This window comes from Hymenobacter sp. BRD67 (genome assembly GCF_013256425.1).
GTDB lineage: Bacteria > Bacteroidota > Bacteroidia > Cytophagales > Hymenobacteraceae > Hymenobacter.
The window spans coordinates 558,864-582,063 of sequence record NZ_CP053904.1; the positions used below are offsets into that span (position 1 = coordinate 558,864).

The following is a 23,200-nucleotide window of genomic DNA, read 5'->3' on the forward strand; positions in this document are numbered from 1 at the left end:
AATTTTTGCTACCCCAGCCCGCCTGGGTAAGCTACCTTTCCAGCGCGCACACTTGCTGCCAGATAGCCTCGTTCACCGGGATGCCCTGCGCCAGATTAGCCGTGCGCGTAGCCAGCGACTGCTCGCCGGGATAAAAGATGCCCGTGCTGCCAGGGCCGGGCGGGCTGCTTTTGGTAAACTGCAAAATATGCTCGGTAACTTCAGCCTGCATGGCGGGTTGCTGGATAGCGATAAAGCACTGCGATACGCCGCTTTCCTGCCCGGCCTGGGTAATATCGGCCGTGGAGCGGCCGCCGCTGAGCGCCGCCAGCACTACATCAAGCATCAGGGCCAGCCCCGAGCCTTTCCAGAAGCCAATGGGTGCCCCGCGCTGTGAGGCCAGGATGGCCCCGGCGTCGGTGGTGAGGTGGCCGGCCAGGTCGTAGCCGCCGGGCACGGGCAGCGGCTCCCCGGCCGTCGCATAGGCGCTCATCTTGCCAAAAGAATATTGTGAAATGGCCATATCCAGCACGAGGTGGCCGTCCGGACGCGGCACGGCCAGCACGAGCGGGTTGTTGCCAAGCCGGGCGTCGGTGCCGCCCCAGGGCGTTACGTTGGCAATGGTATTGGTAAAGCAGAGGCCGATGCAGCCTGCTTCGGCGGCCTGCCAGCCGTAGCTGCCGCCGCGCATCCAGTGGTTAGTATTGCGCAGCGCTACGCAGCCGATACCGTGCGCCTGGGCCAGCTCGATGGCGCGGGCCATGCCGGCGGCGGCATTGGTGGGGCCGGGGCCGCGGTGGCCGTCCCAGCGCTCAACCAAGCCGTTGGCTTCCAGTAGTTCGGGCTCGGCCCCGGGCCGTACCAGGCCGGCCCGAACGTGGCCCACGAAAGCAGGAAAGCGGTTGAGGCCGTGCGTGTACACGCCATCGCGGCTATTGTCGGCAAACAGCGTGGCGCACTGCCCGGCCTTGGTGGGCTCAAAGCCGAGCGCCAGCAGCACACGCTCAAATTCTTGCCGAAGCTGTAAGTAAGGGATGCGCATAGGAGTAGCTTTACGAAAAATACGGCTGAGCGATGGACGGCTATAGTTGCCCGTTCGGTTTGGCCCTGGGCTCTTCACCGTGATGAAAAAACAACAACTTATCCGCCACCTGCTCGGTGCGTTAGCGGGTGTGGCAGTAGCCACCAGTAGCCACGCGCAAACTGCCCCTGCCTTCACGCCGGCCGTGCAGGCGTTTATTAAAGTAAACGCGCCGGTGGTAGCCCTCACCGATGCCAAGGTTATTGATGGCACTGGCCGGCCCGCGCTGCTGCATCAAACCGTGCTGCTGCGCAACGGCCGCATCGAGCAGGTGGGCAGCGCCAAAAAGGTGAAAGTGCCGGCCGGGGCCGAGGTCGTGAATTGCACCGGCAAAACGCTGATTCCCGGCCTGGTGATGCTGCACGAGCACCTCTACTATACCATGCCGGCGGGCGGGTTCTTTAATATCGCTCAAATGCCCTATTCGTTTCCGCGCCTGTACCTGGCCGGGGGCGCTACCACCATTCGTACGGCCGGCAGCATCGAGCCGCAAACCGATTTGGCCCTGAAGCGCCTCATCAGCGAAGGGAAATTTATTGGCCCCGACATGGACGTAACCGCGCCCTACATGGAGGAGCCGGGCATGGATATTCCGGCCCTGAACACCGTGAAAGGCCCCGAAGATGCCGCCGCGAGCACAAAGTTTTGGGCCGATAAGGGCTGCACATCGTTCAAGATGTACATGCATGCCACCCGCGCTGACCTGGCCGCCGTAGTCCGCGAGGCCCACGCCCGCCACCTCAAAGTAACCGGGCATCTCTGCGCCATTACCTACCGCGAGGCCGCCGAAACGGGCATCGACAACCTGGAGCACGGCTTTATGGCCAGTTCCGATTTTCTGACCGGCAAAGTGGCCGATGCCTGCGACTACCCCGCCGCCCACCAGGCTTTACAGCGCCTGCCAGCCAACAGTCCGGCCATGGCCGACCTCATCAAGTTCCTCATTAGTAAGAATATCGCGCTCACCTCAACACTGCCAGTCTTTGAGCCCTACACTGGCCGTGAAGTAGTGCTGGGTGGCGGGCTCGAAGCGCTCGTACCGCAGCTGCAAGAGCGCGAAACCGCCGCCTGGCAAAATAACCAGGGCAAAGACACGGCCAGCGTGGCGCTCTTCAAAAAAGAGCAGGGCTGGGAGCGGCAGTTCTACAACGCCGGCGGCCTGCTGGTGGCCGGCACCGACCCAACCGGCGCGGGCCGCACCATTGCCGGCTATGCCAACCGCCGCGAAATAGAATTGCTCGTGGAAGGCGGCTTCACGCCCCTCGAAGCCATTAAAATCTGTACGCTCAACGGGGCCATCTACCTGGGCCGCGACCGCGAAATTGGTACCATCGAAGCCGGCAAGCAGGCCGACCTGGTCCTGGTCAACGGTGACCCCGAAAAGGATATTCGCCAGCTGCGCCAGATGGAAATTGTGTTCAAGCAGGGCGTTGGCTTCGACTCGCCCAAGCTGTTTGAGTCGATGAAGGGCAAAGTCGGTCTGAACTAGCTATACCGGCTTAAATTAGGATAGTGCCAATGAAAAAACTGCTTTCCCTACTGCTGGCGCTTACGTTGCTTGGCGCAGCCGCTGCCCAGGCGCAGAAAGCAAAAACTCATGGTCAGCCGCCACCTGCGCGCTGGCCGGCTGCCAAAGCCACTACCTGGTATAGCACCCAGGCATGGCTGACCGGCGCCAACTTCATTCCCAGCACGGCTATCAATCAGCTGGAGATGTGGCAGGCGGCTACCTTCGACCCGCAAACTATTGATAAAGAGCTGGGTTGGGCCGAAGGTATTGGCTTCAATACCATGCGGGTATTTTTGCACAGCCTGGCCTGGAAGCAGGACCCGGCCGGCTTCAAAAAGCGGGTGAGCGACTACCTGGCGATTGCCGATAAGCACCACATCCAGACCATCTTCGTGTTTTTCGACGACTGCTGGAACAAAGACCCGCAGCCCGGCCTTCAGCCCACGCCCAAGCCGGGCATTCACAATTCGGGCTGGATGCAGGACCCCGGCGACCCCGCCTCGCGCGACTCGGCCACCTTTATGCAGCTGCGGCCCTACGTCACGGACGTGCTCACGAGCTTTGCCCACGATAAGCGCGTGCTGCTCTGGGATTTATATAACGAGCCCGGCAATGGCAACAAAGGGCTGGCGTCGCTGCCGCTGCTGCGCAATGTCTTTGCCTGGGCCGCAGCCGTGCGCCCCGACCAGCCGCTGAGCGCGGGGCTGTGGAACTGGGAATTCGAGGCGCTTAACGCTTTTCAGGCGCTGCATTCCGACGTTATTACCTACCATGACTACGACGAAGCCCCCGCGCACCAGCGCGTTATCGACCTGCTGGCCACGCATGGCCGGCCGCTGCTGTGCACCGAGTACATGGCCCGGCCCCGCAACTCGCGCTTTACCACTATTTTACCCCTGCTCAAGAGCCACCGCGTGGCGGCCATCAGCTGGGGGTTGGTGGCGGGCAAAACCAACACCAAATATGCCTGGGATACGCCCCTGGCCGATGGCAGCGAGCCCGCCGAGTGGTTTCACGAGGTGTTCCGCCCCGACGGCACGCCCTACCGCCGGGATGAAACCGACTTTATTCGAAAAATGACTGGCAACTAGCTAATCGGCGGCCGGCAGACTGGCCTCGTACGTATCGGCAAACTTAAATTCTTCGAGCCAGTAATCGGAGCTGATGACGTCAAATACCACGCTGCTGGCCGTCTTTTCGCTGGCGCTGAGCTGCCACAGAACGGCAGGTGCTTCGGCAAACTCGCCGCCCGCCAGCTGCTCGCCGAACAAGCGATGCAGCAGGGCGCGGTCTGATAAGCCGGGCGCGAGCAGGCGCAGCAGGGTAGCTGCGGGCTCATGGTCGAGCAGAGCCAAATCGGCCGGGTCGGCCGCCGTCACCTTTACGTTAAACTCCACCGCCTGCGGGTGCGGAAACTTGCCGTTGTAGGCCTCATAAAGCAGCTGCGTGGCGTTGAAAAAGCCTTGGTGCAGCGCAAAGTTGGGGTTTTCTTCCCACAGCTTCTCGGTTTGCAGCTGGTGGGCCAGCTGGTCGAGCTGGCCCTTGGTGAGCTGGTCGGCAAAGAGATAGGTAAGCACAGTTTCGGCCGCAGCGGCGGGCTCCAGGTCGGTGAGCGCCAGCTGGCACATCTCCTTTAGCTCGGCGGGCGCAATGGCCTCGGGGCTGTCAAAATCGAGCTGCGTGAGCAGGGCCAGGTAGTCGGCCGCCTGCCAGGCGTGGGGCAGTTCGGAAAGGTGCTGAAAGGAAAGTCGTTCGACAGTGAAAGTTGACATCAGGAAATGAGAAATGAGAGGGTGCCCGTTGCTGTTTACGCGCCTGCCACGTTACTAACCGGAATTCAGCTCGCCGAAAATTTACACTTTAAGCCATGAAGCCCTTTCTATTGCTGTTGCTCGTGCTGGCCGGAGCAGCCATTACCACTCAATCGGCCGTGAATAGCCAGCTGCGCGGCGCTTTGCACAGCGTAGGCTGGGCAGTTTTTATTTCTTACCTGGGCGGTAGCCTGGTGGCCGGGGCGCTCCTGCTGCTCACGCGCACGCCGCTGCCCGCCCTGGCCGAGCTGGGTAGCCTGAAATGGTATTACTGGACGGGCGGCCTGCTCGGAGTGGGCTACGTGCTGACTATTACGTTCTCGCTCCAGCGCGTGGGCGCGGCCAGTCTGTTTGCCCTCGTGGTAGCCGGGCAGCTGCTGACGGCGCTGCTCTACGACCAGCTTGGCGTGCTTAATCTGTCACGCAGCCCGTTATCAAGCAGCAAGCTAGTGGGCGTAGCTTTACTGGTGCTGGGGGCTTACCTGCTGAATCGTAAGTAGTCAGCGCAGCCAGCTGCCACTGCCAGCCCACATTAAACCAGCATGAAAACGTTTTGCCTGACGGCCATGAGCAGAAGAATACTAAACCTGTTTTTGCTGCTGGCTTTTGCCAGCGTCGCCCGGGCGCAGGCAGTGGAGAAGCTTGCCGCCGACTACCTGGCCGGCTACCAGCAGCTCCGGATACCGCCGCTGGACTTCGACTACCAGCTAAATCTGCGGCAGATTCCGGCCAGGGCCAACCTGCAGCGCCAGCAGGCTTTCTTTCTGGCAGTGCAGCACCGCCTGGGCGGGGTAAAGCCCGCCGGACTGCGCCTCGCCGAGCGAATTACCGTCGACCACCTCCGCTACGAAACGGCGCAAAACCTGCGGCGAGTGGCGCTCGAAATAGCTTTTCAGGAAGCGGGCGGCCAGGTGCCGGCAACGGGCCTGGCCGCGCTGCCCAACCATTCGGCCTGGTATGCGCTCTACGCCCGCCAGTACACCAGCACGCCGCTGCCGGCCGATGCGCTGTTCACCTTTGGCCAGCAGCAGGTGAAGCGGGTACAGGGCGAAATTCGCCGCCTGCGCCGCCAGATGGGCTACGCGCAGGACAGCGCCGGCTTTTACCGCTACCTCAGCTCCGAAAAGTTCTTGCTTACCGATTCAACGCAGATTCTGGCCCGCTACCGCGTTATCGAGCGCCAGATTAAGCGACGCCTGCCGGTGCTGTTTGCCGATACGGCCGTGCCGTACCTGCGCATTCGCCCGTGGCCGGGGGCTACGGCAGCCATGCCGCCGGGCATCTATCAGCCGGGGAGCTACGAGTTTAATTTTGCTACCGGCCGCCACAATATCCGGGCGATGGAGTGGATTTTTGAGCACGAAGGTATTCCGGGCCACCACTACCAGGCGTCGATGCAGCGGCGTAGCCGGCCGTATTCGCCGCTCAGTGCCAGCACCTTTTATTCGGGTAATGCCGAAGGCTGGGGCTGCTATGTCGAGTACCTGGGTAAGCAGCTGGGGCTTTATCAGCAGCCCGAGACTGAGCTGGGTAAGTGGGAGTGGGACCTCGTGCGCTCGGCCCGCGTAGTGCTCGACGTGGGCATTCATGACCGGGGCTGGACCCATGCGCAGGCGCTGGCTTACTGGCAGGCCAACGTGCCGGGTCAGGCCGATATCGCCGAGCGCGAAATCAACCGCGTCACCACCTGGCCCGGCCAGTGCCTGAGCTATAAGGTAGGGGCCCAGCGCATTGAGGACATGAAAGGCCGGCTGGCGCGCCGCCCCGGCTTCGCTATTCAGCGGTTTCATGCCGCGTACCTGGCCTTGTCGCGTCTTCCTCTCGAAGTGGTTGAGCGCCATATAGAGGAAGTATATGATTCGCTGAATATAAAAAGCTGATTCAGCAGGCTTATCAACTACGAGCGCCGCCGTCATGCTAAGAAACTCCTGTTTTGAGTTAAACTTCGCGGTCGTTTGCTGGGTGTAGAGACGCATCTTTGCGTCTGGGCGTTGAACGCTACCTGGAGCATACTTTTCTAACGGCGCAGACACCGAGACGCAAAGATGCGTCCGACCTATTTTGGCCGACTCAGACTGCTACTAAGGAGCGAGTAGCGCCTGCATTTGCCGGGCGTTGTGCACGCCCACGCCGCCAATACCATTATTAAAGAATAAGTACACCTGCTGCGCATTTTTGGCAGCTTTTACCTCGGCCGCAATTCGGGCCAGAAAATCAGGGCTGTAGGAGGATTTATATAGCTCGGGCACGCCGTGAAAGCGGTAGTACAGCACCGGCGTGTTGGCCACCACCTCATTAGGCAGCTCCAGCGGCGCGGGGTAGCTTTGGCCTACGAAGGCAACGCCGTGCCGGGTAAGCAGGCGCTGCGGCTCGGCTTCCCACCAGCTTGGGTGCCGAAACTCCGCTACGTTGGTAAAGCTCGGGTCGAGGCTTTCGACAAGGCGCTGGGCCAGCTCGTCGCTGTACCCGGCTTTGGGCGGCAGCTGAAACAGCACTGGTCCCAGCTTATCGCGCAGCCCTTCGCGCACGGTGCCGTAAAAATCGGCCAGTATAGGTTGGGCTTCGGCGTTGAACTTCTTGTAGTGCGTAACCATGCGCGGCGCTTTTACCGAGAAGCGGTAATCGGCCGGACTTTGGTCATACCAGGCTTCAAACGCTTTGAGCGTCGGCATCCGGTAAAAAGTAACGTTCAGCTCCAGGGTATTAAACTGCGAGCAGTAGTAGGCAAACCACTTGCGCGGCGGCAGCTCGGGTGGGTAGAACACGCCCTTCCAGTCGCGAAACGAAAACCCGGAGCAGCCGATGTAATTGACAGGAACAGGCATGTGCAAAATTTTGAGGAAAAGCAACTTACGAGCTACACGAAAGCGTGGCGCTGCCAGGCTTGTTACTGGCCCAGTCGGGCCGCCGGGCTGCCAGCGCTTCGTGCTCGGGGTGCTCGTCGAAAGGCGTTTTCAGCACACGAAACAGCGTTTCGAGCGGGGTGAGGTCACCGGCTTCGGCCGCCTCAATAGCCTGCTGGGCGAGGTAGTTGCGCAGCACATACTTGGGGTTGGCGCGTAGCATCCCGAGCTGAATGGCTTCGGGGCTACCAGTTTCCTGCCGCAGGCGCTGCGTGTAGCGGGCCAGCCAGTCAAGCAGCCCTGGTCTGGGCCGGGCGCGGGCAAATAAGCTGCCTTTGCCAGCAGCTCGGAAAACAGTTCGGCTTCGTTGGTGTCAGGTGCCAGCAGCGCCGGCACCAGCCGGGAAAGCTGGCGGAAGAAAATCGTCATGTCTACCGCCGGCCCGGCCAGCGCGGCCGGCAGCGCTTCGGTGAGGGCGCGGTCGGGGCCGGGTTGTGGGGCGTGAGGCCGAGCTTCGCCAGCAGCAGCTCATGCTGCGAGGCGGCCAGCGTATCGGCATACACCGTAAGGGCGGGGCGCAAGGCCTGGGCGTCGGCTACGAGCGGCACCAGCGCCTGGGCCAGCGCCATCAGGTTCCACAGCGCTACGCGCGGCTGCTGCCCGAAGGCGTAGCGGCGCGAGCCAAAGTCGGTGGTGTTAGGCGTCCACTCGGGGTCGTAGGGCTCCAGCCAGCCGTAGGGGCCGTAGTCGATGGTGAGCCCCAGCACCGACATATTATCGGTGTTCATCACGCCGTGCACAAAGCCTACCGTCATCCAGTGCGCCACCATCACGGCGGTGCGCCGCGCTATTTCCTCAAACCAGCGTACGTACACCTGCTCCGCAGGCGCACCCAGCTCGGGGTAGTGGTGGCGGATAGTATAGTCGGCCAGTGCCCGCAGGTTATCGACCTCGTCGTGGGCCGCCAGCAGCTGAAAATTGCCAAAGCGAATAAAAGTAGGCGCTACCCGCGCCACAATGGCCCCCGGCTCAGGGGCCGCATTGCCGTTGTAAAACATGTCGCGCACCACCTCATCGCCAGTGCTCACCAGGCTTAGCGCCCGCGTAGTGGGCACGCCCAGGTAGTGCATGGCCTCGCTGCACAAAAACTCGCGTAGCGACGAGCGCAGTACGGCCCGGCCGTCGGCCCGGCGCGAGTAGGGGGTAGGCCCGGCGCCCTTCAGCTGAATTTCCCAGCGCGAGCCATCTGCGGCGGGCACCTGGCCCAGCGAGATGGCCCGGCCATCGCCGAGCTGCCCCGCCCAGTTGCCAAACTGGTGCCCACCGTAGCGCGCCGCAAACGGCTTCATGCTCGTGGTGAGAATATTACCCGCCAGAATAGCCACGGCCGCGCCGCGCTCAACCGGTTTTTCGAGCCCCAGGTACTCTGCCAGCTCCTCAGACCACGCCAGCAGGCGCGGCTCACGCACGGGCGTAGGGGCCACCCGCGAGTAGCAATACCCCGGCACCTGCCGCGAGCCGCTGGTGCCCGAGGCTTCGCCGCGCAGCTCCTCTACAAAAGGGTTTTCAAACGTGATTTCGTCAAGCTGAGCAGTAGGCATAAGGTCGGGGTTTTATATAGTAAATATAATATGTATTGGCGGCCCTGGGGTTGCCTGCCTGGTTGCAAACGTGGCGCTGCAAGGCTTGTTTCAGCCCTTTTGCTCGCAGCGCCTTTTGGCTGGCCCCAATTGACAAGGATAAGGTCCTGGCTGCTTCCTGGCTTGTACGCAGCCGGCCAAACCGCGGCAGTAACCCCGGCCCGGCGCTAGCTTCGCAACCCATGACAGTACACTGGACTACCAAGCCCTTCGATACGCTCACCCTGACGGAGCTTTATGCGCTGCTCCAGCTTCGCAGCGAGGTGTTTGTGGTGGAGCAAACCTGCCCTTTTCTCGATATTGATGGCCACGACCAGGCTGCTTACCACCTGCTCGGGCGCACCGCCTCCGGCGAGCTGGCGGCCTATGCCCGGCTGTTTGCCGCTGGCCGCAGCTACGCGCAGGTGAGCATCGGCCGGGTCGTGACTGCGCCGCGCTACCGCCGCGCTGGCCTGGGCCGGCAGCTGATGAGCCAGGCCATTGCCGAGTGCGCCGCGCTGTTTGGCGAGCAGCCCATCAAAATAGGTGCGCAGTGCTACTTGCAGGCTTTTTACGAGAGTCTGGGCTTTGTGCAGCAGGGCGAGCCTTACCTGGAAGATGGTATTCCGCACCAGTATATGCTGCGGGCGTAGGCTCAACGCTTCCGACGCGCACAAGTAGCCCGGCGCTGCCAATTGCGCGTATAGCAGCCGGAAAGCCGCGCAAAACCTCAGGCGGCCAACCTTCTCCCCTTGATAAAGCCTACCCCCGCTACCCGCCCCGACTCGCCAGTCGGGCCCGCTACCATTGTGCTGGCTGGCGCTACCGGCGACCTGGGTCAGCGCATCGCGCAGGCGCTGCTCGCCCACGGAGCCCGCGTGCGGGCCCTCGTTCGCCCCGGCAATACCAGGCCGGAAGTTGCCGCTCTGCGCGCGCAGGGAGTGACCATCGTGGAGGTCGATTTCACCAGCGTTCCCGCCCTCACGCAAGCCTGCGCGGGGGCCGCCTGCGTAGTATCGGCCCTCTCCGGCCTGCGCGACGTGATTGTGGACACCCAGACGCGGCTGCTCGAAGCGGCCGTAGCGGCCGGCGTGCCCCGCTTTATTCCGTCCGATTTCGCCATCGACTTCACCAGGCTCCCCGAAGGCTCCAACCGCAACCTCGACCTGCGCCGCGAGTTCGGCCGCCGGCTCGACCAAGCGCCCATCCGGGCCACGTCGGTCCTCAACGGTATGTTTATGGAGTTGCTCACCGGGCAGGCTCCGGTGGTGCTGTTCAAAATCAAGCGGGTGCTTTACTGGGGCTCGGCCGACCAGCCGCTTGACTTCACCACCATCGACAATACGGCCGCTTTCACGGCTGCCGCTGCCCTCGACCCCACCACGCCCCGCTACCTGCGCGTGGCCGGCGAAGTGGCCAGCATCCGCGACTTGCAGCGGGCGGCCACCGAGGCCACCGGCCAGCGCTTTCGCCGACTGCGCGCCGGCGGCCTGTGGCTGCTGAAGCTGATGATTCGGGTAACGCGCCGCCTGGTCCCGGCTCCCAACGAGGTATTTCCGCCCTGGCAGGGCATGCAGTACCTGCACAACATGTTTACCGGCCTGCCCAGGCTCACGCCGCTCGATAATGCCCGCTATCCCGATATCCGGTGGACTTCGGTGCGCGAGGTGCTGGCGGCGCGGAAGTAGTTTGCAGCCGGTACGCTCGCCCCAAACCCACCGCAAGCCCCGGCTGCTTGCTACCCACACCAACGCGGCTGCGCAGCGCACAGCTACTTCTCATTTCAGTATTTTTTTATGAAATCCTTCCTGTTCTTGGCCGGCCTCTTTGCTTGTAGTACCAGCGCCGCGCTGGCCCAAACCGTATTGCCATCGGGGGCCGTGGCGCCCGCCGGTTCCGTGGTGACTCCATCCGGGGTGCTCGTATCGCCGGCTACAGTGCCGGGCAGCCAGCCCCTGAGCACGCCCGCCACGCGCGATGGCGGCAGCCCCCGCGCCCCGCGCCACGACGAGAAAGTGCCTGGCCTGGACCGCCAGGACCGCAAGCAGCTGCGGAAAATGGGTAAGATGCATTATACATCCGATGCGAAAAAGCAGGGCGGGAAAAAATAGCAGCCAGCGCTGCCCCGCAGTCGGCCACTTCCCACGCCTTACCCCGTATGCGGCGGCAACAGGCCAGCTGCGGACTCAGGACCTGGGGCTAGCGCGTGGTATAAAAGCTGCCAGGGTATTTGGTTTCATTTGAATAGTTGTACGAAGCACGCGGATGCCAGATGAGCATGACGTTCTACAGCGGTTTCGCAGTCAGTGTACGGCTAGCAAGTAGCGCGGACTTTTAGTCCGCGAGTGCTAACGTGTGGTACTCGCGGACTAAAAGTCCGCGCTACTATTCTGCCAGTCTGAAACTGCGCTAGATGCGTTTTTAGCAAAATCCAACTACGCTCTTAGGCTTAACGCAGTCTATACCGTGGCTGAGAGTCAGCTGTTTTGCCGTAGCTTGCCATAGTATATAAATACACCCGTCAATGACGCTGATTGAAGTAGAATTCCCTGACGAGGATGCCGTGTTTATGCTGGAGCTGCTGGAACGAATGCGCGGTGTCCGCATTCGGCCACCCGCTACCGCCGCCGAAGCCGCCGAGCGGCAGCGCATCGCCGAGTTTCGCCAGCGGCTGTACCACAGCTATGGCAAAGGCCCATTGGCCGAGGAAGGTAGCAAAGCGTAGTTTTGGCGAATGACGGCCTAAAATATTCCGCAGTAACTTGTTGAGACCCTAGCGGCTCGCCATAACTTGAGTTACCTGTCACGGTTTTGGCTTCACTTACTCGTACCCACTGCGTTGATTTTGGAAATTGCCGAGCCCGCCGTAGTGTTTCGTAGTATCCCGATTTAATTTATTCGCCATGCAGCCGCACGTCTTATCCTTCGAAACCAGTAACGAACAGGCTATTCAGGAGCTGATGAGCCTGGCGCACCGCCTAGGGGGTAAGGTGTCGGAAACGACGGCTTCTACTAATCGGCAGGCAGATGTAGCCCGCCGGGCTGCGCTGTTTCGTTCCCTTTTTGGGCTTGGCAATCCGATGAGAGCGGGGAGGAACTGAACCGCCAGCTACGCGAAGCCCGCCAGACCAGCCGCCCCGATATTGAGCTATGAAGCAGTACCTACTCGATACCAACATCTGCATTCATTACATCAAGGGCGAATTTGGCTTGTGCGAAAAGGTGGATGCCATCGGGTTTGATAATTGCTTCCTGTCGGAGATAACCATTGCCGAGCTCCTGTTTGGCATCGCGAAAAGCGACCCGGCGCGGCAGGCGGCCAACCGGCGCAATGTGGACCTACTGCGGGAAGCATTTGAGGGGCAGGAATTGCTGATTGGCCCGGCCTTGGAAACCTTCGCTACTGAAAAAGCCCGCCGCAAAATCGGCCGCGTAGTAGACGATTTTGATTTACTCATCGGCGCCACCGCGGTCATCTACGACCTGACGCTGGTGACGCGCAATACCCGCCACTTTGCCGATAATGGTTGGTATCGTGTTGGAAGATTGGGTGCAGGAGAAGACGGGCAGCGAGTGAACCAATTTCTAATGTAAACGAAATGACAGAGGCTGAAAAGTATGGATTGTTAGTAAATATGATTGTGCCTATAGTTTCGGCCATAGGTGCAGCTTATGTTTCATTCCGAGTTGCTAAGAATCAAATTGATGGAGACCGTTCACTATTTCTTGCTCAATTAGAATCTGATTCACAGGCGGAGCGAGATAGGGAAAATATTAAAAATATAAATAAGCTTAATAATTTTGTTTGGCTGCTGAACAATATCGTAAAGTATGCGACGAAACAAAATGAAGATTATTTAAAGGTTATTGAAGGGATAAATAAAAATAAGTTAGGTCAAAATGTATTCATTTCAAGAGCTTCATCTGATATTGCTAGGATTCTGCAAGTAAATCAGGAAGAAGTTTTCTTAGCACTTATCGCAAAAGCGAGGGATACGCAGGATAATAGAGACCGTGTAAGCAAATTGTTTAGCAAGCTGGATTATGTGAAGGCCATAATTGATGATGTTAAAAGTAAGTTTGAAGGCTATAACTTGACGATTCACAGCATAACTACTGATTACAGGCAGCACATAGAAAACGTTAGAGAATCTATTTCTGATGCTGCGGAAGGTATTAGGCAAAAAAATCCTGCTCTCTTTCAGGCTGATGACTTGTTTGTATTCTTAAACAAGACGCTCGTCGATTATTCACAGAATATGCCTAAGAGCGCAGGTATTGAATGGCATCATCCCAATTTTCTTCGTCCTGTACAAGAGTATCTTGCGACGAACTTCTTACGTGATAGCCGAATACAAAACGTATTAGTAGAGGGGCGTAGAGCTTCGATTTTAGCAGGTCGGATTATTCATGAGGCTGAATCTATTATTTCTGTGTTGACACAGTATAATGTTGCATTAGGTACGGTTTTGAAAGAGCTAAAAACTGAATGTGAATTTGTTGAGTCTGTTCTTATGACTACTTGAGGACATTATTTCCGATTTTGACTCTTGAATCAAGGCGGTTTCCGCCAAAAAGTCCGATTTTACACTTCTGCACCTCGTTTGCTAGTACCCTCGTACAATCTTCCTAACCCGAAGCACCTACCGAGAACTAAGCAAAACAATGGACTTTAAAAACTTCACCATCAAGGCACAGGAGGCCGTGCAGAAGGCCACCGAGATTGCCGGAGCCAACCAGCAGCAGGCCATCGAAACGGGCCACCTGCTGAAGGCTTTACTACAGAACGACGAGAACACCCTTGCCTTCTTAGGTAAGAAACTGGGCGCCAACATGGCCAACCTCGGCCAGCGGCTCGATGCCATCGTGACGGCCTACCCCAAGGTGAGCGGCGGCTCGCCCTACCTGGCTAATGATGCCGCCGCCGCCGTGCAGCGCGCCAACGACCAGATGCGCAGCATGGGCGACGAGTTTGTGTCGGTTGAGCACCTGCTGCTGGGTATCCTGGGCGGCAAGGACAGCGTGGCTACGCTGCTGAAAGACAGCGGCTTCACGGAGAAAGACCTGAAAGCTGCCATCCAGGAGCTGCGCGGCGGACGCAAGGTGACCAGCCAGACGGCCGAGGAGCAGTACCAGAGCCTGAACCGCTACGCCATCAACCTGAACGAGCGCGTGCGCACCGGCAAGATGGACCCGGTAATCGGGCGCGACGAGGAAATCCGCCGCGTGCTCCAGATTTTGTCGCGCCGCACCAAGAACAACCCCGTGCTGCTCGGCGAGCCCGGCGTGGGTAAAACCGCCATTGCCGAGGGCCTGGCCCAGCGCATCGTGGCCGGCGACGTGCCCGAAAACCTGAAAGACAAAACCCTGATGAGCCTCGACCTGGGCCTGCTGGTAGCGGGCGCCAAGTACAAGGGCGAGTTTGAGGAGCGCCTCAAGGCCGTTATCAAGGAAGTGACCGACGCCGAAGGCGAGATTATTCTGTTCATCGACGAGATTCACACCCTGATTGGGGCTGGTGGCGGGGCGAAGGCGCGATGGACGCAGCCAACCTGCTCAAGCCCGCCCTGGCCCGCGGCGAGCTGCACGCCATCGGCGCGACCACGCTCAAGGAATACCAGAAATACATCGAGAAAGACAAGGCCCTGGAGCGTCGCTTCCAGGCCGTGATGGTGGATGAGCCGAGCGTGCCCGACGCCATCAGCATCCTGCGCGGCATCAAGGAAAAGTACGAGCTGCACCACGGCGTGCGCATCACCGACGACGCCGTAATTGCGGCCGTGGAGCTGAGCAGCCGCTACATCACCGACCGCTTCCTGCCCGACAAAGCCATCGACCTCATGGACGAGGCCGCCGCCAAGCTGCGCATCGAGCTGAACTCCATGCCCGTGGAGCTGGACGAAATCCAGCGCCGCATCATGCAGCTGGAGATTGAGCGCGAGGCCATCCGGCGCGAGGAAAACCACGACCGCGAGGCCGTGCTGAGCAAGGAGCTGGCCGAGCTGGGCACCCAGCGCGACGAGCTGAAGGCGAAGTGGGAAGGTGAAAAATCCGTGCTCACCGGCATCCAAACCGAGAAAGAGAACATCGAGCGCTTCAAGACCGAAGCCGAGCAGGCCGAGCGCCAGGGAGACTACGGCCGCGTGGCCGAGCTGCGCTACGGCAAAATCCAGGAGGCCGAGCAGAAGCTCAAGGCTTTGCAGGACGAAGCCAACGCCAACAAAGACGGCGGCGGCATGCTGCAAGAAGTGGTGACCAGCGAGGACATTGCCGAGGTAGTGGCCAAGTGGACCGGCATCCCGGTGAGCAAGATGCTGCAAGCCGAGCGCGACAAGCTGCTGGGCCTTGAAGCCGAGCTGGGCCGCCGCGTGGCCGGCCAGAGCGAAGCCATTGCCGCCATCTCGGATGCCGTGCGCCGTTCGCGCGCCGGCTTGCAGGACCCCAAGCGGCCCATCGGCTCGTTTATTTTCCTGGGTACTACCGGGGTAGGCAAAACCGAGCTGGCCAAGGCCCTGGCCGAGTACCTGTTCAACGACGAGAATGCGATGGTGCGCATCGACATGAGCGAGTTTCAGGAGCGCCACGCCGTATCGCGCCTCATCGGGGCGCCTCCCGGCTACGTAGGCTACGACGAGGGCGGCCAGCTCACGGAGGCCGTGCGCCGCAAGCCCTACTCGGTGGTGCTGCTCGACGAGATTGAGAAAGCGCACCCCGACGTGTTCAACATCCTGCTGCAAGTGCTCGACGATGGCCGCCTCACCGACAACAAAGGCCGGGTGGCGAACTTCAAGAACACCATCATCATCATGACCTCGAACACGGGGGCCGACATCATTCAGCGCAATTTCAAGGAGCTGAATGAATACAACCACGAGGAAGTGGTGGACCGCACCCGCGACGAAGTAGTGGAGCGCCTGCGCCAGCACATGCGCCCTGAGTTCCTGAACCGCATCGACGAAATCGTGATGTTCCAGCCCCTCAAGCGCAAGGAAATCCGCAAGATTGTCGATATCCAGTTCAAGCAAATCCAGCAGCGCCTGCACGAGGCCGGCATCAGCCTCGAAGCCACCGACGAGGTGCTCGACTACCTCGGCGAGCAAGGCTTCGACCCGCAGTTCGGTGCTCGGCCCCTCAAGCGCGTGTTGCAGCGCGTGATTTTGAACGAGCTGAGCAAGGAGATACTCTCCGGCAAAGTCAGCAAGGACGCCGTGGTAGAAGCCGTGCTGGAGAATGGCGAAGTCCACTTCGAGAACGTGGAGTTGCCGACAGTGTAAGTCGTTGTATGTTTGTGAGCAAGCCCCGTCTGCCTAGTGCCGGCGGGGCTTTTGCATACAAGTTTGACAAATAATTTACAATAATGAAAAACCCTGGTTCGTTGTCATCTATTGTTTCTTCGGGTAAATATAAAGGGCGCTCTGTAGCAAGTGTCTATAGTGGTGAGCCAAGAGAACTAGTTAGGCTGTTCCTAGAGCTAATTGATAAGTCATTTGCGTTGATTTTTTCTAAAGATTTCTACTCTGTACCAGATGAGCCAGATGAAATAAACTTCTATGCTATTGCGGGCGGTTGGGCAGGTGACGAGAAGAAAGTAAGCCATCACACCGTAGGTTGGGTAGTTTGGGCACTGCGTGATGGAGGAAGTTGTGAATACAATATATCACCTACGAAAATTAGGATTTTGATAAAAGATAAAAAAGGTGAGCTTAACAAATATGCTTCGGAATGTGCCTGCGAGATTGCTCGCGAATTTCTTGCTAGATGTTTTGCCAGAGTAGAGGACGAGTATATAGGGGACTTACGACCAGCATCAATATCTCTTCCGCAAGAAAAGAGCTTAGAAGAAAAAATTCAGTTGGCGGAAGGTAATCCCAAATGTATTTACCGCCATCTTCGTAAAACCGACGGTTTCTATTTGACAGATAGTAAGGAATCCCTTCGTGAGCTTAACGATTTGCCTGTGTTTTCACTTGGTTCATTAACAGTGAAGCTCGGTAAGATGAAGGAGGACTACAGTTTCAAATTAAGGTTTCTTTTAGGGTCTGATTTTGAAAAAGCCGATGAATATACGATAAAGAAAAATTACGAAAAGTATTCTGCTTATCTAAACAAGCAGGAAGAAAGCACTCAGGAATATTACAGTGAAAATGGTAATGACGACGATGAGTATCATGACAGTGATGACGATGAAGATAACATCATGCGTGGCCTAGCTAACGGTGATGGTGACAGCTTCGGATTCTAGCTGAAACTATGTTGCCGGGCCAGCTTTCTAGGGGCTGCGGTGTGGCTTAGCCTGCGCCTTTCCGTTGCTTTTGTATCTTCGCTTCTATGGACACTACTGCTATCACCGCCTACATTGAGTTGAACCCGCAGGTGCGCTTTGGAAAACCTGTGGTGAAGGGGACGCGCACGACGGTGGCCGAGGTGCTGGAAATGCTAGCCAACGGCATGAGCGCGGCTGACATTGCGGAGGACTTTCCGGCCATTGGCGCGGCGCAGGTGCGGGCCTGTCTGCTATATGCGGCGTATCGGGAAAGCGTGGTGCTGCAAGCGGCGGCGTGATGCGCTTGTTGCTAGACGAAAATATTTCCTGGCGCTTAGCAGCGTATCTGCGCCCGCATTGCGCGGAAGTGCTGCACGTGCGCGATATTGGCTTGGCCGAAAGCCCCGACACCGGCATCTGGCGCTACGCCCGGCAGCATGGCTACGATGTGCTGACGAAAGACGAGGACTTTGTGCGGTTGGTAGTGGCCGAGGGGTTCCCACCCCGCGTGGTGGCGGTGCAGAACGCGCAAGTGCCGGTGAAGCAGTTAGCGACGTTTCTGCTGGCCCGGCTGCCGCAGTAGGAGGCGTTTCTAGGAGAGCAGCAGGAATTTGGTATGTTGCAGTTGCGGTTGCCAAATTAAGAGCGGCCTCTTACCTGCTACCTTAACTCCACTAAGCAGCCGCTGGCGCGGCGGCGCGGGCCTGGGCAACTTCGCGCCGATAGCGGGCGATATCTTCGCATGATGATAACCCCGGTCAAAACCAAAACTAAAGTCATTGCCCGGCTGCAACAGCAGCAGGCGCAACTGGGGCTATTCGGCTCGTTTGTGCGCGACGAGGCGGGACCGGCGAGCGACGTGGATTTGCTGGCAGATTTTGAGCCGGGGCGCAAGACGTACCGGGCTATTTGCGCCGTGGGCTACTTATTGGAAGAGGCGCTAGGGCGGCCGTGGAGATTTTGACGCAGGCTGGATTGTCGCCCTATATTGGCCCGCATATTTTGCAGGCTAGGGAGTATACCCTTGCCGCCGCTTGAACGTTTGTTACCTATGCGGAAAGAAGCGGCTTACCTACAAAAGCATTGAGATTATTGGCGAAGCTACCAACAACCGGCGTCTTAAATGGAAAAGTCCCGCTGGGGTTGTGCTGGCGGGTCTTTTTTAGTCATATGGCTGTAAGTCCTTCTTTTTAATCCGCTGCCGAATTTTCTTCGGCAGCGGATTACCGGAGCGGTAGGAACTCTCGACTTCAGCTTCGTGGGTTTCACTGTAAGCCGTAAGGTTTACTACACCGATGACTACCGGTGCAACCACAAAGGCCCCGGTCAGGATGGCTATGCCGCCGCCATCTACGCTGGTTCCTTCACTGCTAGCGCTGGTAAGGATGCGCGTCAGGGCTAACACCCCGCTCAGCCCGAGGTAGTTCCATGCTCGGCCGCCCTTGCGGCGGCGCGCAAACAGGCGATTGATGGCCCGTAGCGTATCGGCGTGTGCGGCCTCCGCTATCTGGGCCGGTGTGAGGTTAAGGGCCACATTGGCAGGTCGGATGCCGGGGGCCGAAAGTGGGTCGTAATCCGTCGCTGCGCCGTGTACCGGCACAAAGCTGCCCCGCAGGCGCCGGGCTACGCTCGTGGGCAGGTGGCCGGTAGCCGCCAGCTCGCGCAGCACTTGCCGCTCGCGGCCGGGCCGAAACTGAATACGCTTATTTAGCCCGATAATCAGAAAGGCGGAACCGGCCAGCACCCCCGGCGTCCAGACGCCGGCGCTGGTGGTTTGCAAGGCCGGTAGGGTAGAAGCCAATATGCCGGCAGTACCAAACGACAGCCAGCCAATACCGCCGCCCCGTCGGCTTTTAAACAGCTTGCGAATGGCCCGGGCGGTATCGGCGCGGGTTAAGTTGTTGGGCGCAAGCGACGTTGCTGCCCTGGCTGCGGGTGTGGCCACACCCGCGCCCGGCAGGGTCTGCGCGCGCACTCCGCCACTGGTACACAGACCAGCTCCCAGCAATAAGGCAGTGTAAAATAGGCGTATAAAAAAGCTCATGGTGGCTGGTAAGACGCTGCTCAAAAATGCCACCTGCCTTAAGCAAAGCAGCCGGCGATTATAAAATTCCGCAAAACGCGGTTTCGGCCCGGCAAACTTAGATGCCAAAAGTCGCTATTTCAAGCTGCTTGATATTCAGGTTTTGCAGTATGAGTAGCAGCAATGCTATAGCCTTAAAGCCGCCCAGCGGCGAGCCGGGGCTAGGTTGGCGCTGGCAAGCTAGGCGCTACGTTTCAAGCGCGCTACCGGCCACGCGGCCAGGCAGCTGCTTAAAACAGCACGGCCAGCGCTGTGGTAAAGGCTAGGGCTGCCCCGTCTCAGACAACGTTGCCGGCAACGATTGCATAAAAAAAGGCTGGTAATTAAGTCTTGTTAGATAGGCTAAGGAGGTAATATTGAAAGGAATTCCCACCTATTTTCCCCTTTCTACTAATGACTGCAACCTCTACCCGCGTTGGCAGGAAGAGCCCGGCCGCCCGCTTTTGGGCGCTGCTGGGCTTTTTGCTGCTAGCCTGCTCCAGGCTATATGCCTACGATGTGACGGTAGCCAAAGATGGCACCGGCAACTTTACCACGATTCAGGCGGCCGTAACGGCCGCGCCAACGGGCCGTACGGCAGCTTATGTTATTTATATTAAAGATGGTATATATACTGAAAAAGTAACTGTTCCGTCCAATAAGCCCTTTATTCAGTTTGTGGGCCAGAGCGTGGCCAATACCATCCTGACCTGGAACGACAACAACCTGACCCCCGACGGCAAAGGTGGCACGCTGGGTACCGGCGGCTCGGGTAGCCTCGTGGTGCAGGGCACCGACTTCTCGGCTCTGACCATGACGTTCGTCAACTCGTTCGGCGATGGCTCGCAGGCCGTGGCCGTGAGTTTGTATGCCGACCGCGCCGCCTTCAAGGGCTGCCGCTTTATGGGCAATCAGGACACCCTACTGACTTATGAAAGCGGGGGCGCCGTTTCGCGCCACTACTTTAAGGACTGCTACATTGATGGCAACGTCGATTTTATCTTTGGCAACGCCATCGCCATTTTCGACAACTGCACCATTTATGCCAAGACGCGTGTCGTGAGCGGCTCTACGTCCACGTCGTATATCACGGCGGCCAATACGCCGGCCACCCAAAACTACGGCTACCTGTTTCGCAACGCCCGCATCCCTTCCAACAACGGTACTACGCTCTATTACCTGGGCCGGCCCTGGCAGAACTCGACCGGCTTCTCGGAGGCGGCCGGTACGCTGGCGCATAACAAGGTTATTTACTCGAAAACCAAGGTTGGCGCAAACCAGATTCAGCCGGCGGGCTGGGTAACGTGGGATACCGGCACGGACGTGACCAAGATTACGGACGGCGAGTTTCAGACCCGGTACTTCGGTGGTAATCTGGTAAACACCAGCCAGCGCGTGAGCTGGTCGAAGCAGCTGGCTCCGGCCGATACGGTGCAATATTCAATAAATACTATGTTTGGCACCGGTACGGGCACCGGCGGCACCTCGGCCGTAGCAGCTGCCTGGGACCCCACCACCGTGGCCCCCGGCTTTGCCAGCTACTCTACCCCCGACATTGCAGTATCGAACCTGCAAGCCACGAAAGGCGCTACCCAAACTGCCATTCAGTGGAACATCAGCTGGGCGATGGCCGGCATCAAGTACGACCTGCTGCGCTCGACCGACAACACCAACTTTACCTTGCTGAGCACCCAGACGGCTACTACCGACTCGCTCTACAACTTCAGCGCTACCGACGCGCTGCCGGTAGCCGGCTCGGCGTACTACTACAAAGTAGTGGCTTCGAAAGCCGGCCTGGCTACCCACACTACCCCCTCTATCCAGGTATCGAGCATTCCGACGATTACCACTTCTTCGACGGCACTGGCCGCCTTTACGCAGTATAACACGGGCACCTCGGCTGCGCAGAATTATACCGTGTCGGCAGTGAACATGACCGATAACCTGACCATTACGCCGCCCGCCGGCTTCGAGATTTCGACCAATGGCGGCAGCACCTGGTCGGGCTCCACCACGCCGGTAGTGCTCACGCCTACGGCCAATACCATTGCCAGCACCACGGTGAGCGTGCGCCTGAACGCGGCCACGCCCGGCTCGTACAGCGGCAACATCACCCACACCAGCTCGGGTGCCCAGGCGATGAACGTAGCCGTAACCGGCACGCGCCTTACCACGGTGGCCCCAAAATCGGACCCGCTTATTTACTGGCCGCTCACGCGCAATGCTCAGGACAGCACGGCCATTCGCTCGTCGCAGCTAGTGGCTACCACGCCGACACTGAAGGCGCTTTATTTGTCGACTAATACCTCCGTTCCCATTCCCGCATACTCTACTAAGTATGGCCAGGCAGTCAGTCCGTCGACAAATGGCGACGGCACCTGGACGATAATTGGGGGTACGCTGAAGCGTAATTACTACGAGCAGTTTACAGTGACTGCCTCGGCTACTGGCGCGGCGCGCCTGGACTCGGTGCTGCTAACAGCGGCTTTCTACAATACCTCTTCCAATACCAAGCTGGCGGTAGTGTACTCGAAGTCGGGCTTCTTATCAGACTCGACCGACGTAAGCGGTGGTACCGGCAACGGCGTGACTGGTACGGCCTACGGCGCATTTGGCGCACCTATCGTTCTCCCCAACCAAGCTGCCGGCCCCACCAATGTGTATCATTTGGTACTCAACGGTAGCACGGGCATAAACCTGACGGCCGGCCAGACGCTGACGTTCCGAGTGTATTTTGCCTGTGGCAGTAGTAGCACCCCCCGCTACGCCATGCTGAAAAACGTAGTTGTGAAAGGGGCCGCTGTCGTCACCTGCAACGCGGCTTTCAGCTATACGGGCTCGTCCTTCTGCCAGAGCAACACGACCAACCCCGCCCCAACCATCACGGGTACCACGGGTGGCACCTTCTCTTCGACTGCAGGCCTGACAATTAATGCCACTACGGGCGCAATCACTCTCAGCAGCAGCACGGCCGGCACGTACGTAGTAACCTACACCGCCAGCACCGGTTGCTCAAGCTCCCAGAGTGTCACCATCACGGCGTCGCCGCTGGCTAACATTGGCTACGGGGCAGCCAGCTACTGCACAGGCACAACGGGTACAGTTGCGCTGGGCATCGGCACGGGCTCGACGCTGGGCACTATTACGGTAAACCCGGCCACGGGCCTGAGCATCGCGGCCAACGGCACGATTACGCCCTCGACCTCCACACCGGGCACGTACTTCGTTACCAACACGGTGGCTGCCTCGGGCGGCTGCGCGGCCGTGACGGGTGGAACTACCGTTACTATCAACGCTACCCCGACTACGCCGACGCTGACGGTAACGGGCACACCGAGCACGGGCATTCTGCTGACTTCCTCTTCGGCTACGGGCAACCAGTTCTACCTGAATGGGGTGGCCATCGCCGGGGCTACGGGCCAGACCTACCTGATAAACTCGGGCACGCGCAACGGCTCCTACACGGTAGTGGTGACGGCACGGGCGGCTGTGCCTCGGTCAGCTCGACCGCCGTTTCAGTTACCGTTACGGCTTCGACTAATGCGCAGAGTGCGGCAGCTGTCCGCCTCTATCCTAATCCTACGCCCGACGGCCACCTCTCAGTAGAGCTGAGCGGCTACAGCAAGACGGCCACGCTGAGCGTGGTCAATACGCTGGGCAGGTAGTGCGCCAGCTGCCGACGCCAGCTGGCAATGGCACGACGCTGGTTGACCTGAGCGAGCTGGCCAACGGGGTGTATCTGCTGCGCGTGAGCGCCCCCGACCAGGCTCTGCAGACCCTGCGCTTCGCTAAATACTAGCATACACCAGCACTCTCGCTGTCAAAAAGCCCCTTGGTATAAGTGCCAAGGGCTTTTACGCTTTCTTTAGCACTACTGAGCGTAAATAAGCTGGCGCCAGCCAAAGGCGAGTAAACTTCTGACTCTTTGGCTAGTCTGATGCCCATTACAGGCAGGGTGAAAAAATGAAGAATTTAATTATTTTTGTTTCTTAATAAAATAAAATAGTAAAAACATGATTTTTTCATCTTAAG

General features: G+C 58.9%; 23 protein-coding genes and 1 pseudogene. 18 read left to right on the forward strand and 6 right to left on the reverse strand.

Translation table 11 applies throughout. The annotated features are described in order from the left end of the window. Positions 1-31: 31 nt before the first annotated feature. Positions 32-1,021, reverse strand: a complete 990-nt coding sequence (yiaK, locus tag GKZ67_RS02535) for a 3-dehydro-L-gulonate 2-dehydrogenase (RefSeq protein ID WP_173241009.1) — start codon at positions 1,019-1,021, stop codon at positions 32-34. Positions 1,022-1,103: 82 nt separating this feature from the next. Here yiaK and GKZ67_RS02540 point away from each other — a divergent pair, with 82 nt between their 5' ends. Further along, complete coding sequence (locus tag GKZ67_RS02540; RefSeq protein WP_173241010.1) at positions 1,104-2,549, forward strand: amidohydrolase family protein; 1,446 nt, start codon at positions 1,104-1,106, stop codon at positions 2,547-2,549. A gap of 29 nt (positions 2,550-2,578) precedes the next feature. After that, a complete protein-coding gene (locus GKZ67_RS02545; RefSeq protein WP_173241011.1) occupies positions 2,579-3,661 on the forward strand; it encodes a 1,4-beta-xylanase in 1,083 nt (360 codons plus the stop codon). Here the strand turns inward: GKZ67_RS02545 and GKZ67_RS02550 are convergent, their stop codons facing one another. Continuing rightward, positions 3,662-4,342 (reverse strand): hypothetical protein, encoded by a 681-nt coding sequence (locus tag GKZ67_RS02550; protein ID WP_173241012.1) that lies wholly within the window; start codon positions 4,340-4,342, stop codon positions 3,662-3,664. Positions 4,343-4,437: 95 nt separating this feature from the next. On the opposite strand from GKZ67_RS02550, the gene GKZ67_RS02555 reads away from it, so the two are divergent. Continuing rightward, the gene (locus tag GKZ67_RS02555) at positions 4,438-4,881 is read left to right on the forward strand and encodes a DMT family transporter (protein WP_173241013.1); all 444 of its coding nucleotides are present in this window, start codon (positions 4,438-4,440) and stop codon (positions 4,879-4,881) included. A gap of 42 nt (positions 4,882-4,923) precedes the next feature. Beyond that, entirely contained in the window at positions 4,924-6,261 is a 1,338-nt protein-coding gene (locus GKZ67_RS02560; protein WP_173241014.1) for a DUF885 domain-containing protein, read from the forward strand. A gap of 201 nt (positions 6,262-6,462) precedes the next feature. Here the strand turns inward: GKZ67_RS02560 and GKZ67_RS02565 are convergent, their stop codons facing one another. From GKZ67_RS02565 to GKZ67_RS02575, 3 genes are all read right to left on the reverse strand, one after another. Further along, on the reverse strand, positions 6,463-7,206 hold the full coding sequence (locus GKZ67_RS02565; protein WP_173241015.1) for a DUF72 domain-containing protein: 744 nt from the start codon (positions 7,204-7,206) through the stop codon (positions 6,463-6,465). A gap of 25 nt (positions 7,207-7,231) precedes the next feature. Then, positions 7,232-7,447 (reverse strand): hypothetical protein, encoded by a 216-nt coding sequence (locus GKZ67_RS02570; protein WP_254245021.1) that lies wholly within the window; start codon positions 7,445-7,447, stop codon positions 7,232-7,234. 208 nt (positions 7,448-7,655) lie between these two features. Beyond that, positions 7,656-8,825 carry a protein adenylyltransferase SelO gene (locus tag GKZ67_RS02575; RefSeq protein ID WP_173241016.1) on the reverse strand — a complete coding sequence of 390 codons (1,170 nt, stop codon included), beginning with the start codon at positions 8,823-8,825 and terminating at the stop codon, positions 7,656-7,658. Between the two features lie 221 nt (positions 8,826-9,046). Here GKZ67_RS02575 and GKZ67_RS02580 point away from each other — a divergent pair, with 221 nt between their 5' ends. The 12 genes and pseudogenes from GKZ67_RS02580 (at position 9,047) to GKZ67_RS02635 (ending at position 18,070) form a co-directional block, all read left to right on the forward strand. Then, a complete protein-coding gene (locus GKZ67_RS02580; RefSeq protein WP_151087716.1) occupies positions 9,047-9,496 on the forward strand; it encodes a GNAT family N-acetyltransferase in 450 nt (149 codons plus the stop codon). A 99-nt stretch (positions 9,497-9,595) separates the two neighbouring features. Continuing rightward, a complete protein-coding gene (locus tag GKZ67_RS02585) occupies positions 9,596-10,531 on the forward strand; it encodes an aromatic alcohol reductase (RefSeq protein WP_254245022.1) in 936 nt (311 codons plus the stop codon). A gap of 108 nt (positions 10,532-10,639) precedes the next feature. Then, positions 10,640-10,954 carry a hypothetical protein gene (locus GKZ67_RS02590; RefSeq protein WP_173241017.1) on the forward strand — a complete coding sequence of 105 codons (315 nt, stop codon included), beginning with the start codon at positions 10,640-10,642 and terminating at the stop codon, positions 10,952-10,954. Between the two features lie 413 nt (positions 10,955-11,367). After that, complete coding sequence (locus GKZ67_RS02595; RefSeq protein WP_173241018.1) at positions 11,368-11,568, forward strand: hypothetical protein; 201 nt, start codon at positions 11,368-11,370, stop codon at positions 11,566-11,568. A gap of 178 nt (positions 11,569-11,746) precedes the next feature. After that, a complete protein-coding gene (locus GKZ67_RS02600) occupies positions 11,747-11,944 on the forward strand; it encodes a hypothetical protein (protein ID WP_173241019.1) in 198 nt (65 codons plus the stop codon). A 49-nt stretch (positions 11,945-11,993) separates the two neighbouring features. Continuing rightward, the gene (locus tag GKZ67_RS02605) at positions 11,994-12,437 is read left to right on the forward strand and encodes a PIN domain-containing protein (RefSeq protein WP_254245023.1); all 444 of its coding nucleotides are present in this window, start codon (positions 11,994-11,996) and stop codon (positions 12,435-12,437) included. A 5-nt stretch (positions 12,438-12,442) separates the two neighbouring features. Further along, the gene (locus GKZ67_RS02610; RefSeq protein WP_173241020.1) at positions 12,443-13,369 is read left to right on the forward strand and encodes a hypothetical protein; all 927 of its coding nucleotides are present in this window, start codon (positions 12,443-12,445) and stop codon (positions 13,367-13,369) included. 139 nt (positions 13,370-13,508) lie between these two features. Beyond that, positions 13,509-16,117 (forward strand): annotated as a pseudogene (gene clpB, locus GKZ67_RS02615) (ATP-dependent chaperone ClpB). A gap of 83 nt (positions 16,118-16,200) precedes the next feature. Continuing rightward, positions 16,201-17,085 (forward strand): hypothetical protein, encoded by an 885-nt coding sequence (locus tag GKZ67_RS02620; protein WP_173241021.1) that lies wholly within the window; start codon positions 16,201-16,203, stop codon positions 17,083-17,085. Between the two features lie 86 nt (positions 17,086-17,171). Continuing rightward, complete coding sequence (locus GKZ67_RS02625; RefSeq protein WP_173241022.1) at positions 17,172-17,405, forward strand: DUF433 domain-containing protein; 234 nt, start codon at positions 17,172-17,174, stop codon at positions 17,403-17,405. Beyond that, complete coding sequence (locus GKZ67_RS02630) at positions 17,405-17,689, forward strand: DUF5615 family PIN-like protein (RefSeq protein ID WP_173241023.1); 285 nt, start codon at positions 17,405-17,407, stop codon at positions 17,687-17,689. Before GKZ67_RS02625 ends, GKZ67_RS02630 begins: the two co-directional genes overlap by 1 nt. Positions 17,690-17,848: 159 nt before the next feature. Beyond that, a complete protein-coding gene (locus tag GKZ67_RS02635) occupies positions 17,849-18,070 on the forward strand; it encodes a nucleotidyltransferase family protein (protein ID WP_217278671.1) in 222 nt (73 codons plus the stop codon). 198 nt (positions 18,071-18,268) lie between these two features. On the opposite strand, the gene GKZ67_RS02640 is transcribed toward GKZ67_RS02635, so the two are convergent. After that, positions 18,269-19,150 carry a hypothetical protein gene (locus GKZ67_RS02640; protein ID WP_173241024.1) on the reverse strand — a complete coding sequence of 294 codons (882 nt, stop codon included), beginning with the start codon at positions 19,148-19,150 and terminating at the stop codon, positions 18,269-18,271. Positions 19,151-19,582: 432 nt separating this feature from the next. Between GKZ67_RS02640 and GKZ67_RS02645 the strand changes: the two genes are divergently transcribed. Together GKZ67_RS02645 and GKZ67_RS02650 are read left to right on the forward strand one after the other, a co-directional pair. Continuing rightward, positions 19,583-22,774, forward strand: coding sequence for a pectinesterase family protein (locus tag GKZ67_RS02645; RefSeq protein WP_173241025.1), 3,192 nt, complete (start codon positions 19,583-19,585; stop codon positions 22,772-22,774). A 58-nt stretch (positions 22,775-22,832) separates the two neighbouring features. Further along, positions 22,833-22,967 carry a T9SS type A sorting domain-containing protein gene (locus tag GKZ67_RS02650; RefSeq protein ID WP_173241026.1) on the forward strand — a complete coding sequence of 45 codons (135 nt, stop codon included), beginning with the start codon at positions 22,833-22,835 and terminating at the stop codon, positions 22,965-22,967. Positions 22,968-23,200: the final 233 nt, after the last annotated feature.

Bases quoted from the DNA above. Each gene is read 5' to 3' on its own strand.
- yiaK (WP_173241009.1), bottom strand. From the start codon at position 1,021: ATGCGCATCCCTTACTTACAGCTTCGGCAAGAATTTGAGCGTGTGCTG.
- GKZ67_RS02540 (WP_173241010.1), top strand. From the start codon at position 1,104: ATGAAAAAACAACAACTTATCCGCCACCTGCTCGGTGCGTTAGCGGGT.
- GKZ67_RS02545 (WP_173241011.1), top strand. From the start codon at position 2,579: ATGAAAAAACTGCTTTCCCTACTGCTGGCGCTTACGTTGCTTGGCGCA.
- GKZ67_RS02550 (WP_173241012.1), bottom strand. From the start codon at position 4,342: ATGTCAACTTTCACTGTCGAACGACTTTCCTTTCAGCACCTTTCCGAA.
- GKZ67_RS02555 (WP_173241013.1), top strand. From the start codon at position 4,438: ATGAAGCCCTTTCTATTGCTGTTGCTCGTGCTGGCCGGAGCAGCCATT.
- GKZ67_RS02560 (WP_173241014.1), top strand. From the start codon at position 4,924: ATGAAAACGTTTTGCCTGACGGCCATGAGCAGAAGAATACTAAACCTG.
- GKZ67_RS02565 (WP_173241015.1), bottom strand. From the start codon at position 7,206: ATGCCTGTTCCTGTCAATTACATCGGCTGCTCCGGGTTTTCGTTTCGC.
- GKZ67_RS02570 (WP_254245021.1), bottom strand. From the start codon at position 7,447: ATGCTACGCGCCAACCCCAAGTATGTGCTGCGCAACTACCTCGCCCAG.
- GKZ67_RS02575 (WP_173241016.1), bottom strand. From the start codon at position 8,825: ATGCCTACTGCTCAGCTTGACGAAATCACGTTTGAAAACCCTTTTGTA.
- GKZ67_RS02580 (WP_151087716.1), top strand. From the start codon at position 9,047: ATGACAGTACACTGGACTACCAAGCCCTTCGATACGCTCACCCTGACG.
- GKZ67_RS02590 (WP_173241017.1), top strand. From the start codon at position 10,640: ATGAAATCCTTCCTGTTCTTGGCCGGCCTCTTTGCTTGTAGTACCAGC.
- GKZ67_RS02595 (WP_173241018.1), top strand. From the start codon at position 11,368: ATGACGCTGATTGAAGTAGAATTCCCTGACGAGGATGCCGTGTTTATG.
- GKZ67_RS02600 (WP_173241019.1), top strand. From the start codon at position 11,747: ATGCAGCCGCACGTCTTATCCTTCGAAACCAGTAACGAACAGGCTATT.
- GKZ67_RS02605 (WP_254245023.1), top strand. From the start codon at position 11,994: ATGAAGCAGTACCTACTCGATACCAACATCTGCATTCATTACATCAAG.
- GKZ67_RS02610 (WP_173241020.1), top strand. From the start codon at position 12,443: ATGACAGAGGCTGAAAAGTATGGATTGTTAGTAAATATGATTGTGCCT.
- GKZ67_RS02620 (WP_173241021.1), top strand. From the start codon at position 16,201: ATGAAAAACCCTGGTTCGTTGTCATCTATTGTTTCTTCGGGTAAATAT.
- GKZ67_RS02625 (WP_173241022.1), top strand. From the start codon at position 17,172: ATGGACACTACTGCTATCACCGCCTACATTGAGTTGAACCCGCAGGTG.
- GKZ67_RS02630 (WP_173241023.1), top strand. From the start codon at position 17,405: ATGCGCTTGTTGCTAGACGAAAATATTTCCTGGCGCTTAGCAGCGTAT.
- GKZ67_RS02635 (WP_217278671.1), top strand. From the start codon at position 17,849: ATGATGATAACCCCGGTCAAAACCAAAACTAAAGTCATTGCCCGGCTG.
- GKZ67_RS02640 (WP_173241024.1), bottom strand. From the start codon at position 19,150: ATGAGCTTTTTTATACGCCTATTTTACACTGCCTTATTGCTGGGAGCT.
- GKZ67_RS02645 (WP_173241025.1), top strand. From the start codon at position 19,583: ATGACTGCAACCTCTACCCGCGTTGGCAGGAAGAGCCCGGCCGCCCGC.